This window comes from Pseudophaeobacter sp. 1A16562 (assembly GCF_041008785.1).
In the GTDB taxonomy this organism is placed as follows: Bacteria; Pseudomonadota; Alphaproteobacteria; order Rhodobacterales; family Rhodobacteraceae; genus Phycobacter; species Phycobacter gallaeciensis_A.
In genome coordinates this window covers 94,393-111,619 of the sequence record NZ_JAXGFT010000006.1, presented here as the reverse complement: position 1 = coordinate 111,619, position 17,227 = coordinate 94,393, and the positions used below count along the sequence as shown (strand labels likewise).

Below are 17,227 nucleotides of genomic sequence, written 5' to 3'. Positions count from 1 at the left end.
GGGCTAGATTGGCGCAGGCACAAACCGCAATACCACCACGGCAACGATAAAGGCAGGGCAACCAAAGTCATGAGCAGGATCCTGGACAAACTGCTGCACCGCCGCGCCTTGCGCCGTTGGCGCCGGATCGTTGCAGGAGCTGGCAGCGCCCCCCTGACCGAATTGCGCCGCCAACGCACAGAGGCGCGACAACTCAAGACCGAGCTGGACCAGCTGATCCATGTTGCGGACGGACGTCTCGCCCTGCCCCAGATCGGCTCCTCCTCCTTTGCGCGCCCGCATGGCACCGATTGGTCCTGGCGCCCCGAACCCTGGCGCGGGCCGCTGCCGGTCGCTGGTCTGTCCTCGGTCCCGTCCAAGGCCAAGCTGGGCGAGGATGTGCAGATGTTCCACGATTGCAGCTATTCCGAGCTGACCCTGCGCCAGCTGCGTAACACCCGTGAAGAGGACCTCGCGCCCTTTGGCCTGCGTATGGATGTGTTCAGTTTCGATGGTTCCTTCCTGTCACTGGTGATCGCCCTGCCCAAGGACGCGGGCAGCGGGCTGACCCGGCAGCATCTGATCCGGGTCGACAGCATCATCGAAACCGAGAAGCCGCTGGAAATCTTTGCCCGGCTCAACATCAGCCATGGCCCCAACACCGAACAGATCGTGCGGGAACTGCCGCTGGGCGACCGCAAGGTGACGGTCGAGTACGATCTTGCCTATTCCAACCTCAACGAAAAGCGCATCGAGAATATCTGGCTGGACCTGATTTTCGAGGCACCGGACATGAACCAGGTGGTCTTGCGCGACCTGACTTTTGCGCGCCACCGCCGCGCCAACCTGTGAGGACCCGTGACATGAGCGACCTGACCGTCACCAAGATCCGCTTTCGCAATGGCAAATGGGAAGGCCGGATCAGCAACGCCCCCGTCACGGGAACACCGCCGAACATCCGGGTTCTGTATCTGGATCAGCCGGTTGAACAGGTCGCACTTAGCGAAGGCAGCCGCGACGGCGAATGGGAGCTGGTCATCACCGTACCTACCGAAGCCATCGCCGATGGGGTGCACAGTTTTGTCATCACCGACGCGGCGGCGGACCAGACGCTGGCGCATTTCACCCTGATCGGCGGTGATGTGGCAGCCGAGGATATGCGCTGCGAAGTGGAGCTGCTCCGGGCCGAGCTTGATATGCTGAAACGCGCCTTTCGGCGTCACTGCGTGGAAACCGCCTGAGGCCGTGCACGCTTTCCAAGGTCGGCTTCGATTTCAATGAGCCGCTGTTTGCGCCACAATCCGCCGCCATAGCCAGTCAAGTTGCCATCCGCCGAAAGCACCCGGTGACAGGGCACCACCAGCGCCAGCTGGTTGCTGCCATTGGCCCGCGCTACCGCGCGGCTGGACGAAGGGCGGCCAAGCTCCTGCGCAATCTGGGAATAGCTGCGGGTCTCTCCTGCCGGAATGGCCCGCAGGTAATCCCAGACCTCGCGCTGAAAGGCGCTTCCATGCAACGCAATCGGCGTTTCAAACCGGGCGCTGTCACCGCTGAAATAGCGCTGCAGTTCTTCAGCGACCTGCTGGGTGGGCGCAGGCCGTCCAAAGCCGATGCCGCCGGGTTGCGTGGATTGCAGCCGGGCCATTTCCCGCGGCAGCGCCTTGCGGTCGGCAAATTCCAGCAGATGCAACCGGTGCGGACAGCTGACCGCGATCATCGCGCCCAGCGGCGTGTCGATCCAATCCGCCAGCAGCAGCGCGTCCTGCCGGAAGCTGCCCGGCGCCAGCCCGGTCAGCCGGGCAAAGGCCACGCGAAAGGCTGAAGGGGACTCGAACCCCGCTTCGATCTGGGCGGCAATCACCGGCTCTCCGGCCTTGAGCGTGGTAAACCCTTCGCGCAGGCGCCGCTGGCGGGCCATTTCCAGGAAGGTCATCCCGAAATGGCGCCGGAAACTGCGCCGCACGGTAGAGGGATCAAACCCCATGCGCGCCACATCCGCTTCGCGCCAACGATAGGCGGGGCGCTCCTCCAGCGCCGCCAGAAGCTTCTGAACCATCGGATCCTCCCCGGCTGCCGCCGCCAGCGGCGTGCAGCGTTTGCAGGGACGGAACCCGGCCTCGATACAGGCGCCGGGTGTGGCGTGGAACTGGCAGTTCTCACGCTTTGGTTTACGCGCCGGGCAGCTGAGGCGGCAGAAGATCCCGGTCGAGGTCACGCCCACATAGGCGCGCCCCTCATAGGTTTCATCACGCGCCAGCAGCGCCGCATAAAGCGTTTCGGAATCAGGCAGGTCGAACATCATGCCCTACCCTAACGCAGACCGGTGCCAGTTGCCGCCGGTTTCCGGGCATCTCTTCTCATCAAGTGCAAGGAAACGGAGGATACCGGCCTCTCTCCGGCATCGCGCACCTCGGGCCTAGGCACACGGAGAATCTGCCCATGATATTGAATAACAGTTGAGCGCACACTTATTTTATAGGGAGTTCGGGAATACCGACTGGATCCCCGGCAAAGCCTGTGCCTGGCCAGACGGTGAACGGCTGATGGTCATAAGATGCAGAGGCAAGACCATGCTTGCCTGCATAAGGAGGAAAGTGACATGAAACTTTTGGCGACAGCAGCGACAGCTGTTCTGATGGCATCCCAGGCATTTGCCGGTTCATACGAAACAAGATGCGAAACCCAGATGGTGCCGTATCAGGAGACCGTCAAAGGCGGCAGTCCCGAAAAGGTCATTGGCGGGGCGATTGTTGGCGGCGTGATCGGCAAGGTGGTGACCGACAAGAATGCCGGCGCTGCCGTCGGTGCGATTGTTGGCGGCGCCATCGCCAATGAAACCAGCAAGAACACCGTCACCAGATACAGAGAAGTCGAGACCTGCACCAACGTATTCATTCCGGACCGCATCACCGATGACGCGCAGCTTCAGAAGGTCTTGCTGGATCTGAACGACGGCAAACCCGTGAGCAAGGAAATAACCATGGACGCGCAATACACGATTGGCGTGGCCTACGATGGCAAATGGGGGCCGAAGTCTCAGCTGGCGGCAGAAAAATATCTGGCAAACCTTGCGCCCGACGCGCCGCTCTATTCGCTGGTGGTCAATGACGTGGTCATCGTCAGTTCAGCCGACATCAATGCAATCGATGAGATCAGGGCGGCCCTGCTTGAGGCTGGTGTTACTTCGCAGATCTTCACCGATTTGAAGTGACGCCCTGACAGCGGACGGGTTCAGCCCCCGAAACCAGACATCCGGTCTCAGGGGCCTACGCCTGCATAACAGAACCATTGAAAAAGGCCGCCCCGAATGGAGCGGCCTTTGGACAATCAGGTGGATTAAGGATCAGTCGTTCGGACCCAGCGCCGACAGACCTTTCAGGATGTCGATGGCATAGGCCAGCTGATAATCCTGTTCGCGCAGCTCGGCGGCCTTTTCGGCCTTGGCGCGATCTTCTTCGATCTGACGGATTTCATCCTCGGTCAGGCTGTCGTTGTTGAGACGCCCGCGCAGGTCCGCTTCGGAGCGGGAGCGGTTTGCAACCGAGCTTTCCTCTTCTTCCTCGCCAACACGACGGCGAGGCTGCTCGACCACGATGTCGGGGCTGACGCCCAACGCCTGGATCGACCGGCCCGACGGCGTGTAATAGCGCGCAGTGGTCAGGCGCATGGCGCCATCGCCCCGCAGCGGCATCACGGTCTGAACCGAGCCTTTACCGAAGGATTTGGTACCCACCACAATGGCGCGGCGGTGATCCTGCAAGGCACCTGCAACGATTTCCGAGGCAGAGGCAGAGCCGCCGTTGATCAGTACCACGATCGGCTTGCCACCCGAAAGATCGCCGGGCGTCGCGTTGAAGCGTTCGCCATCTTCCGGGTTGCGGCCACGGGTCGATACGATCTCTCCGGTTTCAAGGAAGCTGTCGGCCACCTGGATCGCCTCGGTCAGAAGGCCGCCCGGGTTGTTGCGCAGATCCAGAACGATGCCATTCACGTTGTCGATGCCACCGGCGGCTTCGATCTGCTCTTTCAGACCGGATTCCAGGTTCGGCGTGGTCTGACGGTTGAAGGTGGTGATCCGCATCACGACAGTGTCGCCTTCGGTGCGGGCACGCACGGCGGTCAGTTTGATGGTGTCGCGGATGATCGACACGTCAAAGGGTTCCGCCTCACCTTCGCGCACCACTGTGATGATGATCTCGGAGCCGACCGGGCCGCGCATCATTTCCACCGCTTCGTCCAGCGACAGGCCGAGGACGCTTTCGCCATCCACATGGGTGATGAAATCGCCTGCTTCGATCCCGGCCTCATCGGCGGGGGTGCCGTCGATGGGCGAGACAACCTTGACGAAGCCCTCTTCCTGGGTGACCTCGATGCCGAGACCGCCGAATTCACCGCGCGTCTGCACCTGCATATTGGCGGCGTCGTCGGGCGACAGGTAGCTGGAGTGCGGATCCAGCGAGGAGAGCATGCCGCCAATGGCAGCTTCGATCAGCTCTTTCTCGTCGACCTCTTCGACATATTGGGAGCGGATCCGTTCAAAGATGTCACCGAACAGGTCCAGCTGTTCATAGACCGTTGTCTCGCGGGCGCTTTCCTGCGCCAGCAGCGGGCCTGCGACATAGGTTGTTGCAACGATCCCTGCCAGCGTGCCGCCAAATGCGGCCATCGCAAATTTTTTCATGAAACCTTCATCCACCTTTTCCGGTGCGGAACCACGTTTCCGGGTCCACCGGACTGTTGTCCATTCTGACTTCTATATAGAGCGTTTCTGTGCGGTCAGTTCCACCCCCTTCACCGCTTAGTGACAAAATCGCACCAGCCTGCGGGGTCTGACCGCCCATCAAACCCACCGGGGTGCCTTCGGGAATGACCTGACCGGCAGTGCCATAGACCTCTGCCAGCCCTGACAGGATAAACAGCGTGTCCGGCTGCGGTTCCAGAATCACCACGTTGCCCAGATCCAGCAGTGGCCCGCGATAGCGGATCGTCGCCGCCGTTGGACTGGTCACCAGCGCCCGCGGACGGGCCGCAACCAGCAGGCCCGGCCGGGCAATCCCGGCGGCATCGCGGTCGCCATAGCCGCGCAGCACCAGCCCTTCGACCGGCAGCGGCAGATCGCCGCGCAGATCGCTGATGTCGGCGCGGCTTTCGATCACCGCACCGTCGGCAATTTCCGACAGCCCGCTGGCAAAGCCGGACAGTGTCTCGGTCGAGGAGATCAGCACCGCCGTGCGCATCGGATCCTCGGTAAACCGCCGTGGCAGATCGGTGCGGTCGGCAATCGCGGTCGAAAGCGCGGTGCGCGCCTGCTGGATGCCGCTCAGCCCCTCTTCCAGCTTGCCCGCCGCCGCCTGCTGCAACAGGCGCAGAGTCTGCACCTCTTCCAGATCCGCGCGCAGCGCCTCGGCCCGCGCATTGAGCCCCGGTGCAACCTCGGCCAGCATCATCGCCGAGCGCGCCGCGCCCAAAGGCCCCGAAGGATGCAGCATCAGCACCGGCGGTGAGGAGGTTTCAATTGTCTGGATGACCCCCAGCAGCTCGGCAATCTCGCCTTCGCGCGACTGCAATTGCGCAGTGAGCTGGGTTTCCCGCCGTGCCACACCGCGCAGCCCGTCCCGCATGGCAGCCAGACCGGCCTCATAGGCGTGGATCGTCTCGCTCAGCGCCTTGACCCGGTCGCGGGCGCCATCGGCCTGCTCCATCCGCAGCGTGGCCGCTTCCAGCTGGGCAGCGGCCTCCCGCGCGGCGCGGGCAGCTGCCGTCTCGGCGCGCAAAGGCGCCGCCATCAGCAGGCACAGGGCCAGCCCCGGGATCAGGCGAAGGGCTCGGTCAATCATGCAAGCAGGCTCTCTCCGGTCATCTCATCCGGTTTCGACAGGCCCATCAGCTCCAGCAGCGTCGGCGCCAGATCCGCCAGCCGTCCGTTGCGCAGCTTGGCGCCTTCGGGGCCGCCGACCAGCGCCAGCGGCACCAGATTGGTGGTATGGGCAGTGTGGGCGCCGCCGGTTTCCGGGTCAATCATCACTTCGCAATTGCCGTGGTCCGCAGTCACCAGCATGGCGCCGCCCGCCTTTTCCAGCGCCGCGACGACCTTGGCCAGCCCCTGATCCACCGCCTCGCAGGCCTTGATCGCCGCCGGAATATCGCCGGTGTGGCCGACCATATCGGGGTTGGCGTAATTGGTGACGATCAGGTCATAGCCCTTCTCGATCGCCTCGACGAATTTCTCGGTCACCTCAGGCGCCGACATTTCGGGCTGCAGGTCATAGGTCGCGACCTTGGGCGATTTCGGCATGTAACGGTCCTCGCCCACCTCCGGCTCTTCCTTGCCGCCATTGAGGAAGAAGGTCACATGCGGGTATTTCTCGGTCTCAGCCAGGCGGAACTGGGTGAGACCCTGTTTCGCAACCCATTCCCCCAGCGTGTTGACGATGGGCGCCTTGGGATAGCAGGTGGTCATATAGGCGTTATGCCCTTCGGAATATTCCACCATCCCCAGCAGCCCTGCCAGATCGGGGCGCGGCCCGGTGTCGAAGTCGGCAAAGCCCGGCTCGCCGATAGCGCGCAGGATCTCTCGCGCGCGGTCGGCGCGGAAGTTGAGGCAGAAGAAGCCGTCGCCATCCTTGATCCCGTCAAAGCCAGCCACCACGCTGGCGCTGATGAATTCATCGGTTTCCGACTGGTTATAACCATGGTCCACCGCGTCATGAGCATCGCGCACGCTGCGCCCCTCGCCCTTAACCATCGCATCATAGGCTTCCTTGACCCGCTCCCAGCGGTTGTCTCGGTCCATGGCATAATAGCGCCCCGTGACCGTTGCCACGCGCGCGCCTTCGGGCATCTTTTCCTTCAGTTCCTCGAAATAGCCAAAGGCGGATTTCGGGGCCACGTCACGGCCATCCGTGACGGCATGAAGCCAGACCGGCACGCCTGCGTCGCGGATCGCTTTGATCGCCGCCAGGATATGGGTGATATGCCCGTGCACGCCCCCGTCCGAGACCAGCCCCATCAGATGCGCGGCGCCGCCGGTTTTCTTCAGCTTGGCGATAAACTCCTGCAGGGCGGCATTGTCAAAGAAAGAGCCGTCCTCGATCGCAAGGTCGATCTGGCCGAGATCCATCGCCACCACCCGGCCGGCGCCGATATTGGTGTGGCCGACCTCGGAATTGCCCATCTGCCCCGAAGGCAGACCCACATCCGGCCCATGGGTGATCAGCCGCGCAGTGGGGCCTTTTTCCATGATCGCATCAAAGGTCGGCGTCTTGGCCAGATAGGGCGCATTCGCCACCCCCGGCTCCCCGGCGCCCCAGCCATCAAGAATACAGAGTACGACAGGTTTGGGGACAACGGGTTTGGGTCTGCTCATCGGTTCATCTCCGCCATGGTCGGGCTGTGTCAGCGTTGAGAGGCCTTCTACAGGCTTGGCGCGAAATGCGAAACCGCCGTTAGCGCCAGATGTGGCAATGGGCGCAGGTAGAGGACGTCACAACAGGCCGTTCTGGTCCGGCAACGCCGGACCGCGCCCGACCCTCCCCCATGGGAGGGCGCTTTGCACCCACCCAGGGTCGGGCGCGATCCTTGTTCTGCGCCACTCACCCCTCTGGCGTCAGCAGATGCCGCAGCAGCGCAACCGGATGGGCACGCAAGGACAGGCGCAGGGCGACGTAATCCTCCACCACCTCTTCGCCCAGGGTCATCTGCAGCAGGTGGGCAGCAGGCTCCTCGATGGATTCGCCTTCCAGCTCGCGCTCGAACAGCGGCAGGGGTTTCTTGGCGGTAATCGCCTTGGCCTGCCACAGCGCCTCACGACGCGACACCCCCAGCACGGCAAAGGCATCGGCCTCGGCCAGTCGTTCGATCACCGGCGGCGGCAGGCCCGCCTTACGCCAGACGTCCTGCACCTCGGTATAGCCATTGCCGCGCGCCGCTGTCAGCCAGCTGACATCCTCATCGCTGAGCCCCTTGATCTGTCGGAAGCCAAGGCGTAGCGCCAGCCCGCCCTGCCCGTCCGGCTCCATCACGTTGTCCCAGTAGCTGGCGTTGATGCAGATGGGGCGCACCTCCACCCCATGGGCGCGGGCGTCCCGCACGATCTGCGCGGGCGCATAAAACCCCATCGGCTGCGAATTCAAAAGCGCGCAGGCAAAGATCCCCGGATGGTGGCATTTGATCCAGGCCGAGGCATAGACCAAAAGCGCGAAACTGGCAGCGTGGCTTTCGGGGAACCCATAGGCGCCAAAGCCTTCGATCTGAGAGAAACAGCGTTCGGAGAACTCCGCATCATAGCCATTGCACGCCATGCCGCGCAGGAACAGACTGCGGAATTCCGACACATTTCCGTGCTTGTTGAAGGTCGCCAGCGAGCGGCGCAGCCGGTCCGCCTGTTCGGGGGTGAAGCCCGCCCCCACCATGGCGATCTGCATCGCCTGCTCCTGAAACAGCGGCACGCCCATGGTCTTGCCCAGCACCTCACCCAGCGCATCAGAGGGGAACTCCACCGGCTCCTCGCCATTGCGGCGGCGGATATAGGGATGCACCATATCGCCCTGAATGGGGCCGGGGCGGATGATCGCCACCTCGATCACCAGATCATAAAAATTGCGCGGTCGCATGCGCGGCAGGAAATTCATCTGCGCTCGGCTTTCGACCTGAAAAACGCCGATACTGTCAGCCCGGCACAGCATGTCATAGACCGCCGGATCCTCGGGCGGCAGCGTCGCCAGCGCGTAATCCAGCCGGTGATGCTGCCGCATCAGGTCAAAGGCCTTGCGGATGCAGGTCAGCATGCCAAGGCTCAGGACATCGACCTTGAGAATGCCCAACGCGTCGATATCGTCCTTATCCCAGCAAATGACCGTGCGCCCCTCCATGGTAGCGTTCTCGATCGGCACCAACTCGTCCAGCCGACCCGCGGTGATGATGAATCCGCCGACATGTTGGCTAAGGTGCCGCGGAAAGCCGATGATCTGCCCCACCAGATCCAGCGTCTGGCGCAGGCGGGGCGCGTCGGGATCCAGCCCGATCTCGCGCAGGCGGGCATCGCCGCCGCCGCTGCGGTCAAAACTGCCCCACAGCTGCGAGGACATGGCGGCAATGGTATCCTCGCTCAGCCCCATGGCGCGGCCCACCTCGCGGATGGCGCGCTTGCCCCGGTAATGGATTACCGTCGCGCAGAGCCCCGCCCGGTGGCGACCATAGCGGTCATAGATCCACTGGATCACCTCCTCGCGGCGCTCATGCTCAAAATCCACATCGATGTCGGGCGGCTCATCGCGGGCCTCGGAAACAAAGCGCTCAAACACCATGGTGCCGGTTTCCGGGCTAACCGAAGTGACGTCCAGGCAATAACACACCACCGAATTCGCAGCCGAGCCGCGCCCCTGACACAGGATCCCGCGCGAACGCGCGAAATCGACGATGTCGCGCACGGTCAGGAAATAAGGCTCGTATTTCAGACGGGCGATCAGCGTCAGTTCATGCTCCAGCATGTCGCGCACCTTTGGCGGCGCGCCTGCGGGATAGCGCCAGATCAGCCCCTCTTCTGCCAGGCGGCGCAGACGCGCGGACGGGGTTTCACCCTCCAGCCCCTCATCCGGATAGTCATAACGCAGCTCATCCAGCGAGAACGTGAGCCGCGCTGCGAGATCCTGCGCCCGGGTCCGCGCCCCCTCATGCCCGCGAAAGATCCGCTGCATCTCATGCGGTGCACGCAGGCGCTGTTCGCCATTGGCAAGGGCGGCGCGGCCCAGATCCTCGACCCGGCAGCGCAGGCGAATGGCGCTGAGCACGTCCGCAAGGCGGCGGCGCGATCCGTGGTGCATGCGCGGGGCGGCGCTGGCAATCGTGGGTAGGTTCAGCGTGTTTGCCTGTTCCTCCAGCCGGGCAAAGCGACGCCCATCCCGCCCATCATAAGCAGGTGCCATCATCAGGTGCATCCGCCCGGCAAAGCGGCGCGTCAGCGCCTTTATATGCGGCGCCCATCCGCCCGCGCCGCCCGGCAGGTGTTCCGCCGGTGGCAGGAGCAGCAGGTGCAGCCGCTCGCCCTGCTCCAGAAGGTCGGCCAATTCCAGATGACAGGCGCCTTTTTCGGCCCGCAACCGCCCAGCCGAGATCAGTCGGCACAGGCTCCCCCAGCCCATGCGGTCCTCTGGCAAGGCGATCAGCGGCGGCGCATCGGCGAACACCAGCCGCGCTGCCGGGATCAGCCGTGGCACCGCATAAATCGGAAAGGACGGCGCGGGTGACACATCCGCAGGCCGGGGCGGCCCGATGGGCGTATTGTCCCGGTCCCAGGCCTGTCGCTCTGCCACACGCCGGGCAATATCGCGGCAATGGCTGTGCGCGCGCACGATCCCCGCCACCGAATTCTCGTCCGCAATGGCCAGCGCCTCCATCCCCAGCGCCACCGCACGCTCCACGTACTCCTCCGGGTGCGACGCCCCGGTGAGAAAGGTGAAGTTGGACAGAATCGCGAATTCAACAGACATGCCTCCAGTATATATTCACGTTTTGTTCTTATTTCGAGTCACCCATTCCGCCACAAGGTGCCGCCCCGCGGATCCCGCCCGAAGGGGGATCCGCGCCACGCCCAACCGGGGAAAATCCGGCCCTGCCGGTTTTGAAACGGGCGGGAGCCTCTGCCTGCTTTCACCATCAGCCGGATGCGCAGGATCCGGGTCGCCACCGCCCTGACACTGCGGGCAATGTCGCGTCAGAACAGGAGACAGACATGCTGACAATCACCGCCCTTACAACCGACACCGCCCGCGCCCTGCAGGCCGGAGGCCTTGATGCAAACGGCCAGACACCGGAACGTAGCACATCAGGCGGAGCCGGAAATCCCTGCCGCCACTGCCTGCGCTACATCCCCGAAGGCGCCGGGATGCTGATCCTTGCCCACCGTCCCTTTCCCACCCCGCAGCCCTATGCCGAGGTCGGGCCGATTTTTCTTTGTGCAGAGGAATGCTCCCGCCACGAAGGGGACGCGATGCCCGAGGTGCTGCAAGGCTCTCCCGATTATCTGATCAAGGGTTACGGACAGGATGACCGTATCGTCTATGGCACCGGCGCGGTGGTGGAGGCGGAGCGCATGATGGGACAGGCCGAGGAGATCTTCGCCGATCCCCGCATCGCCTATATCCACATCCGATCGGCTCGCAACAACTGCTATCAGGCGCGAATTGATCGAGAGTGAATGCAAGTAGGCCAGCGCCCGACCCAGGGTGGGTGCAACGCGCCCTCCCTGGGGGAGGGTTGGGCGCTGCCCGGCCTGACGGCCGGACGAACAGGTTGGCGCCTACAGCGCTTTCCCCATGGCATAGTTATGCATGGCCACGCCCCGGCGCAGGAAATCGCGGCGCCCCTCATCGGTGAATCCTTGCCGCAGGAAGAACCGGCGGGCGGCCTCGCTGGCCTCGACGTAAAGTCCGGACAGGCCCTGTGCGAAGGCCTCCTCCTCAAGCCGAGCATAGAGCAACGCGCCTAGGCCTGTGCCCGCATGATCCGGCGCGATGTAGAAACAGTCGATATGGCCATCCGGCTCCAGCTCGATGAACCCCTGCGCCACGTCATCCTGATCCGCTGCGACCCAGATCTGTCGCCCATCCTTCGCGCGCTGCCGGATCACATCGGTCGGCGCTTCCTCCGGGCTCCAGGCCACGCATTGCGCCGGGGAATAATCCCGCGCGCCGATCCCGTGCACGGCGGCATGAAAGATGCGGCCCCAATCGCCAGCATCGCGGGGTTCAAACGGGCGGATACGCATCGGGGTGCCCCTCAGGCAGATTTCGTAAGCGCGAGGAAGACATCCTCCAGATCTGCCTCTTCGGTCTTCACATCGCGAATCGAGATCCCGGCCGCGCGCACGGCAGCCAGCACATCCTCGGCGCTGGTCTTCTGGCTGTGATAGCGCAGCACCACAGCGCCATCCCCGCGCAGCTCGGACTCGATGCCTTCGCCTTTTGGCAGATCGCTCACCGGAGCGGCCGGATGCACCACCATGGCGCGGGCATCGAGACGGCCCAGCAGATTCGCGGTGCTGTCGCGCGCCACCACTTCGCCCTGGTTGATGATGGCGATCTCGTCGCACATCTCTTCGGCCTCTTCCAGATAATGGGTGGTGAGGATGATGGTCATGCCCTGCTGGTTCAGCTTGCGCACGTTTTCCCACAGCATCTGACGCAGCTCGATATCCACCCCGGCGGTGGGTTCATCGAGCACAAGGATATTGGGGCGGTGCACCAGCGCCTTGCCTAGCAAAAGCCGCCGCCGCATGCCGCCCGACAGGGTCCGGGCATAGGCTTCGGCCTTGTCCTCCAGCCCGATCATGCGCAGGATCTCATCGCTGTAGCGTTCGGATTTCGGCACGCCATAAAGACCCGCCTGCACCTCCAGCGCTCCACGCGGGGTGAAGAAGGGATCAAGGTTCAGCTCCTGCGGCATCACCCCGATCGAGGCGCGGCTCTGGCGCGGGTTTTCGTCCTGATCAAAGCCCCAGATCGTCACCTTGCCGCTGGTTTTTACCACCAGCCCCGCAAGGATGTTGATCAGGGTGGACTTGCCGGCCCCGTTCGGCCCGAGCAAGCCAAAGACCGATCCGCGCGGCACCGTCAGATCGATGCCCTTCAGCGCGTGTTTCTCGGGCTGGCCCTTGGCCCCCTTGTAGGTTTTGCGCAAGCTTTCGATCCGGATTGCATCATCAGTCATCGCGGCTCTTGCTCCCTCGGCTGTCCTGTCACATAAAGCCCCTAACCCATCAGCAAGAGGATCGCCAGCCGATGACCATCGAAGCGCCTGAAACCAAGATCGTTGACAGCTACCGTGTCGCCTGCGACGGCGGCGAAGGCGCGCTCGGACATCCGCGGGTCTACCTGCAGATCCCCGAGGATACCGGCTGGGTCGAATGCCCCTATTGCGACTGCAAGTACATCCACAAGGATTTCGAAGGTAAAGCCAACTGATCCCGCCTTTTCCGGCAGATCAGCATGCCTGAGACGACGAAAGGCGCCCACGGGAGACCGGAGGCGCCTTTTCTATATTCTATCGTCATTTGGGCCAGTCAGCTCGGAATTATCGGCTATCTGGCCCGTGGCCTCAGACCATGTCGAGTTCGTCCTCGTCCATAGCCGCCTCTTCGCCCGCGCCCGCGTCACTCTCTGCATCCGGCTCAAGGCTCAGCGCCGCCATGAGCTCCTGACCGGACTCATCGCCAGAGGCCGAGAAGCCCTCAAGCGCGTCATCATAGGCCATCAGCACCTCATCAGCATCCTGAAAGCCGCCTTCGGGTGCATCGATTCGGAACAGTTCCTCAGGTTCCCCATCCGCGCCATCGCCATAGAAGATGATGGATTCGATTGAGGTTACTTCGCCATAGACCTCGTCCGTATCGAAGTAGGACAGGTAGTTTTCAAAGGTCGGCTCGGTGCCCTCGGGCAGTGCGATGTTGTTATAGGGGTTCGGATCGGGTTCTTCGTCCAGAATATAGGTACCGCCCAAGGGCGCGCCCGTGTCAGAGAACTCCTCACCAAAGAAGATCTTGCTGTAGGTAGGGTCTTCCGGCTCCTCGGGCACCTCCGGCTCTTCGTGGTCCGTGGAAACGCCCTTGATCGATCCCGCATCAGTGGTTGTCGAGGTGGCCCGAATACCGAAAATATCAATATCCTCAAGGCTATCGACATCCAGAGAGACCGTCAGCGTATCGCCATCCGACAGATAGGTTTCCTTGTCTTCCCCCTCCGGACCAAGACCCGGATCGCTCAGCGCGGCAGCATCGTCCCACTGGATCTTATCGCCTTCAAGCCGGGTCCCGTTCATGTTGAGCGGACCATCCAGCGAGGCGCTGTCACCCGAAAAGTCGTCGTCGCCAAAATAGACGGCATTCACATCCATCGCCCCTTCGACGACCGAAATATCGGCAAAGAATTCGCCATTTTCCTCATAAAGGGAGACCGTGTAGGACAGCCCTTCTGCTTCATAATTGAAGACCTTTGCATAATCCGGCATCCGGTTCTCCTTCACTCAAACGCAAGGTTGGTGGAACAGATTTTTCCAAATTCAGCATCCCCCCAGGCTCCCACCTCGGGCACGCGCGATTGACGCTTGATACACCAGAAACTTAAAATGCCGGAGAAAAACCGCCGACACAGGGTGGAAACAGACTGTTTACAGTCGGCCTGATGCCCGGTTTTCGTGCCGCCAGTCTTGGCACCTCGTCAGGCCGATAGGCCGGACAGCCCCCGCCCCTCCCCGGCAAAAGGGAAGCGGGCCGTCCTTACCCATGCCCCGCAATCCTGCTGATTGCCCGGCTTTGCGGAAACTCCAATTGCCCTTGGCCATCGGATCACCGATAACCCGAAAACAGAACACGAACAGTTTCCCGGGAAGGAGCGCGACAGTCATGAGCGGTACGCAATTCGGCAAAGGCTGCCATCTTCACCTGATCGACGGCTCGGCCTTCATTTTCCGGGCCTACCACGCGCTGCCGCCACTGACGCGCAAATCGGACGGGCTGCCGATCGGCGCAGTTGCTGGCTTTTGCAACATGCTGGTGAAATACATCGAGACCAATACCGGCCCCGATGCGCCCACCCATGTGGCAGTCATCTTCGATCACTCAGGCAAGACCTTCCGCAACGATCTTTATGATCTTTACAAGGCCAACCGCCCGCCTGCGCCCGAAGACCTGCGTCCGCAGTTCCCGCTGACCCGCGACGCCACCCGTGCCTTCAATATCGCTTGCAAGGAGATCGAAGGTTTCGAAGCCGACGACATCATCGCCACCCTGGCCCATCAGGCGCGCGATGCGGGCGGGCGCTGCACCATCATTTCCTCGGACAAGGACCTGATGCAGCTGGTCGGCGGCGGCGTCGAAATGCTGGACGCGATGAAGAACAAGCGGATCGACAGCGACGGCGTGATGGAAAAATTCGGCGTCGGCCCCGACCGGGTGGTCGATGTGCAGGCACTGGCCGGTGACAGCGTCGATAACGTCCCCGGCGCGCCGGGCATCGGGATCAAGACCGCCGCGCTGCTGATCAATGAATTCGGCAGCCTTGATGAGCTGCTGGACCGCGCCGAAGAAATCAAACAGCCCAAGCGCCGCCAGACCTTGATCGAGAAACGCGACCAGATCGAACTGTCGAAAAAGCTGGTGCAGCTGGACTGCGACATGACGCTCGACTTTTCGCTTGATGATCTGGAACTGCGCGAACCCGATCCGGATACGGTACTGAATTTCCTGACCGAGATGGAATTTCGCACCCTCAGCGCCCGGATGGCCAAGCAGATGGGCCGCGAAGCGCCGGTGATCCCCGAGCCCACGGCCCCCGCTGCTACCGCGACAGAGGACGATCCGGCAGAGGCCGTGCCTTTCGACGCCGAAAAATACGAATGCGTGCGCGATGCCGAGGCACTGCAGGTCTGGATCAACCGGATCCGGGGCCGCGGCTGGGTTGCCTTTGACACCGAGACCACCGGCCTCAATGAAATGACCGCCGATCTGGTTGGTGTATCCCTGTGTGTGGAGCCGGGCGAAGCCTGCTATATCCCGCTCACCCACAAGGCCGAGGCAGGCAGCGACGATCTTTTTGGATCGGATGCCTTGGCCGAGGGCCAGATGGATTTCGACACGGCGCTTGCCATGCTGAAACCGGTGCTTGAGGATCCCGCGATCATCAAGATCGGCCAGAACATGAAATACGATGCCAAGATCATGGCCCGCCAACGCGGAGCGGGCTTTGCGGATGGCATCACCGTGGCGCCCTATGATGACACCATGCTGCTGTCATACTCCCTGCACGGGGGCGAGCATGGCCATGGAATGGACACGCTTTCGGAACGGTACCTCGATCACACGCCGATCCCGATCAAGCCTCTCTTGGGCACCGGCAAATCCGCGATCACATTCGACCGGGTGCCGATTGCCGATGCCGTGCCTTACGCAGCCGAGGACGCCGATATCACCCTGCGCCTGTGGAAGACGTTCAAGCCGCAGCTACACCGCGAAAAGGTCACCACCGTTTATGAAACGCTGGAACGCCCCCTGTCGCCGGTGCTGGCCCGGATGGAACGTCACGGCATCAAGGTGGACCGCGACACGCTGAGCCGCATGTCCAACGCCTTTGCCCAGAAAATGGCGGCGCTGGAGGATGAGATCCACACCCTCGCCGGTGAAAGCTTCAACGTCGGCAGCCCGAAACAGCTGGGCGAGATCCTGTTCGACAAGATGGGCATCGAAGGCGGCAAGAAAGGCAAGACCGGCGCCTATGCCACCGGCGCCGATATCCTGGAAGAACTCGCCACCGAACATGAACTGCCCGCGCGGGTGCTGGACTGGCGGCAATTGTCGAAACTGAAATCGACCTACACCGATGCGCTGCAGGATCACATCAACCCGGAAACGGGCCGCGTGCATACATCCTACGTGCAGACCGGCGCCAACACCGGACGCCTCGCCTCGGCCGATCCGAACCTGCAGAACATCCCCGTCCGCTCCGAGGAAGGCCGCCGTATCCGCGAGGCATTCGTGGCGGAGACCGGCAACAAGCTCCTATCCCTCGACTACAGCCAGATCGAGCTTCGTATCCTCGCCCATGTGGCCGATATCGGCACGCTGAAACAGGCCTTTGCCGATGGGCTGGACATTCACGCCATGACCGCCTCCGAGGTCTTTGACGTGCCGCTAGACGAGATGACGCCCGACATCCGCCGTAAGGCCAAGGCGATCAACTTTGGCGTCATCTACGGCATCTCGGGATTTGGCCTGGCGCGCAACCTGCGCATCCCACGGGCAGAGGCGCAGGGCTTCATCGACCGCTATTTCGAACGTTTCCCCGGTATCCGAAAATACATGGACAGCACCGTGGAGTTCGCCAAGGAGCACGGCCACGTGCAGACCCTGTTCGGGCGCAAGATCCACACGCCCGAGATCAACGCCAAGGGACCGCGCGCCGGTTTTGCCAAACGGGCCGCGATCAACGCGCCCATTCAGGGCACCGCCGCCGACGTGATCCGCCGCGCCATGGTCCGGATGCCGGATGCCATCGCCCACCTGCCCGCCAAGATGCTGTTGCAGGTGCACGACGAATTGATCTTCGAGGTGCCCGAGTCGGCGGTGGAGGAAACCACCGAAACCGCCCGCCGGGTGATGGAAAGCGCCGCAGATCCGGCGGTGCATCTGGATGTGAAACTGACCGTCGATGCCGGGACCGGCGACAACTGGGCCGAAGCCCACTAAGCGCGCCCGCCCTTT

At 62.8% G+C, this 17,227-nt stretch carries 14 protein-coding genes; 6 read left to right on the top strand and 8 right to left on the bottom strand.

Features of this window, described 5'->3' with window-relative positions; genetic code table 11:
* The first annotated feature begins 69 nt into the window (after positions 1-69).
* Both SM764_RS10300 and SM764_RS10295 read left to right on the top strand, forming a co-directional pair.
* Positions 70-831, top strand: coding sequence for a DUF6478 family protein (locus tag SM764_RS10300; RefSeq protein WP_368948456.1), 762 nt, complete (start codon positions 70-72; stop codon positions 829-831).
* 11 nt (positions 832-842) lie between these two features.
* Positions 843-1,220, top strand: coding sequence for a hypothetical protein (locus tag SM764_RS10295; RefSeq protein ID WP_369001727.1), 378 nt, complete (start codon positions 843-845; stop codon positions 1,218-1,220).
* Here the strand turns inward: SM764_RS10295 and SM764_RS10290 are convergent.
* Positions 1,199-2,281, bottom strand: coding sequence for a bifunctional transcriptional activator/DNA repair enzyme AdaA (locus SM764_RS10290; RefSeq protein WP_368948458.1), 1,083 nt, complete (start codon positions 2,279-2,281; stop codon positions 1,199-1,201). The genes SM764_RS10295 and SM764_RS10290 overlap by 22 nt on opposite strands.
* A 297-nt stretch (positions 2,282-2,578) precedes the next feature.
* Here SM764_RS10290 and SM764_RS10285 point away from each other — a divergent pair, with 297 nt between their 5' ends.
* On the top strand, positions 2,579-3,190 hold the full coding sequence (locus SM764_RS10285; RefSeq protein WP_368948459.1) for a glycine zipper 2TM domain-containing protein: 612 nt from the start codon (positions 2,579-2,581) through the stop codon (positions 3,188-3,190).
* Positions 3,191-3,322: 132 nt separating this feature from the next.
* Here SM764_RS10285 and SM764_RS10280 read toward each other — a convergent pair whose 3' ends face one another.
* From SM764_RS10280 to SM764_RS10265, 4 genes are all read right to left on the bottom strand, one after another.
* On the bottom strand, positions 3,323-4,660 hold the full coding sequence (locus SM764_RS10280; RefSeq protein WP_065273605.1) for a S41 family peptidase: 1,338 nt from the start codon (positions 4,658-4,660) through the stop codon (positions 3,323-3,325).
* A gap of 7 nt (positions 4,661-4,667) precedes the next feature.
* Positions 4,668-5,816, bottom strand: a complete 1,149-nt coding sequence (locus SM764_RS10275) for a murein hydrolase activator EnvC family protein (RefSeq protein ID WP_368998108.1) — start codon at positions 5,814-5,816, stop codon at positions 4,668-4,670.
* On the bottom strand, positions 5,813-7,345 hold the full coding sequence (gene gpmI, locus SM764_RS10270; protein WP_369001726.1) for a 2,3-bisphosphoglycerate-independent phosphoglycerate mutase: 1,533 nt from the start codon (positions 7,343-7,345) through the stop codon (positions 5,813-5,815). The genes SM764_RS10275 and gpmI overlap by 4 nt, the downstream gene beginning before the upstream one ends.
* A 226-nt stretch (positions 7,346-7,571) precedes the next feature.
* Positions 7,572-10,466 (bottom strand): error-prone DNA polymerase, encoded by a 2,895-nt coding sequence (locus SM764_RS10265; RefSeq protein ID WP_369001725.1) that lies wholly within the window; start codon positions 10,464-10,466, stop codon positions 7,572-7,574.
* Between the two features lie 242 nt (positions 10,467-10,708).
* Here SM764_RS10265 and SM764_RS10260 point away from each other — a divergent pair, with 242 nt between their 5' ends.
* Positions 10,709-11,173: a DUF1203 domain-containing protein gene (locus SM764_RS10260; RefSeq protein WP_274830386.1), complete on the top strand. Its 465-nt coding sequence runs from the start codon at positions 10,709-10,711 to the stop codon at positions 11,171-11,173.
* A 102-nt stretch (positions 11,174-11,275) separates the two neighbouring features.
* Here SM764_RS10260 and SM764_RS10255 read toward each other — a convergent pair whose 3' ends face one another.
* Together SM764_RS10255 and SM764_RS10250 are read right to left on the bottom strand one after the other, a co-directional pair.
* Complete coding sequence (locus tag SM764_RS10255; RefSeq protein ID WP_369001724.1) at positions 11,276-11,743, bottom strand: GNAT family N-acetyltransferase; 468 nt, start codon at positions 11,741-11,743, stop codon at positions 11,276-11,278.
* An 11-nt stretch (positions 11,744-11,754) separates the two neighbouring features.
* Positions 11,755-12,684, bottom strand: a complete 930-nt coding sequence (locus tag SM764_RS10250; RefSeq protein ID WP_369001723.1) for an ATP-binding cassette domain-containing protein — start codon at positions 12,682-12,684, stop codon at positions 11,755-11,757.
* A gap of 71 nt (positions 12,685-12,755) precedes the next feature.
* Between SM764_RS10250 and SM764_RS10245 the strand changes: the two genes are divergently transcribed.
* The gene (locus SM764_RS10245) at positions 12,756-12,938 is read left to right on the top strand and encodes a zinc-finger domain-containing protein (protein WP_065271657.1); all 183 of its coding nucleotides are present in this window, start codon (positions 12,756-12,758) and stop codon (positions 12,936-12,938) included.
* Positions 12,939-13,071: 133 nt separating this feature from the next.
* Here SM764_RS10245 and SM764_RS10240 read toward each other — a convergent pair whose 3' ends face one another.
* The gene (locus SM764_RS10240; RefSeq protein WP_369001722.1) at positions 13,072-13,980 is read right to left on the bottom strand and encodes a hypothetical protein; all 909 of its coding nucleotides are present in this window, start codon (positions 13,978-13,980) and stop codon (positions 13,072-13,074) included.
* 394 nt (positions 13,981-14,374) lie between these two features.
* Here SM764_RS10240 and polA point away from each other — a divergent pair, with 394 nt between their 5' ends.
* Complete coding sequence (gene polA, locus SM764_RS10235) at positions 14,375-17,212, top strand: DNA polymerase I (RefSeq protein WP_369001721.1); 2,838 nt, start codon at positions 14,375-14,377, stop codon at positions 17,210-17,212.
* Positions 17,213-17,227 lie beyond the last annotated feature (15 nt).

What these genes read in the sequence shown, in the direction of transcription:
- SM764_RS10300 (WP_368948456.1), top strand. Translation starts at nt 70, where the DNA reads ATGAGCAGGATCCTGGACAAACTGCTGCACCGCCGCGCCTTGCGCCGT.
- SM764_RS10295 (WP_369001727.1), top strand. Translation starts at nt 843, where the DNA reads ATGAGCGACCTGACCGTCACCAAGATCCGCTTTCGCAATGGCAAATGG.
- SM764_RS10290 (WP_368948458.1), bottom strand. Translation starts at nt 2,281, where the DNA reads ATGATGTTCGACCTGCCTGATTCCGAAACGCTTTATGCGGCGCTGCTG.
- SM764_RS10285 (WP_368948459.1), top strand. Translation starts at nt 2,579, where the DNA reads ATGAAACTTTTGGCGACAGCAGCGACAGCTGTTCTGATGGCATCCCAG.
- SM764_RS10280 (WP_065273605.1), bottom strand. Translation starts at nt 4,660, where the DNA reads ATGAAAAAATTTGCGATGGCCGCATTTGGCGGCACGCTGGCAGGGATC.
- SM764_RS10275 (WP_368998108.1), bottom strand. Translation starts at nt 5,816, where the DNA reads ATGATTGACCGAGCCCTTCGCCTGATCCCGGGGCTGGCCCTGTGCCTG.
- gpmI (WP_369001726.1), bottom strand. Translation starts at nt 7,345, where the DNA reads ATGAGCAGACCCAAACCCGTTGTCCCCAAACCTGTCGTACTCTGTATT.
- SM764_RS10265 (WP_369001725.1), bottom strand. Translation starts at nt 10,466, where the DNA reads ATGTCTGTTGAATTCGCGATTCTGTCCAACTTCACCTTTCTCACCGGG.
- SM764_RS10260 (WP_274830386.1), top strand. Translation starts at nt 10,709, where the DNA reads ATGCTGACAATCACCGCCCTTACAACCGACACCGCCCGCGCCCTGCAG.
- SM764_RS10255 (WP_369001724.1), bottom strand. Translation starts at nt 11,743, where the DNA reads ATGCGTATCCGCCCGTTTGAACCCCGCGATGCTGGCGATTGGGGCCGC.
- SM764_RS10250 (WP_369001723.1), bottom strand. Translation starts at nt 12,684, where the DNA reads ATGACTGATGATGCAATCCGGATCGAAAGCTTGCGCAAAACCTACAAG.
- SM764_RS10245 (WP_065271657.1), top strand. Translation starts at nt 12,756, where the DNA reads ATGACCATCGAAGCGCCTGAAACCAAGATCGTTGACAGCTACCGTGTC.
- SM764_RS10240 (WP_369001722.1), bottom strand. Translation starts at nt 13,980, where the DNA reads ATGCCGGATTATGCAAAGGTCTTCAATTATGAAGCAGAAGGGCTGTCC.
- polA (WP_369001721.1), top strand. Translation starts at nt 14,375, where the DNA reads ATGAGCGGTACGCAATTCGGCAAAGGCTGCCATCTTCACCTGATCGAC.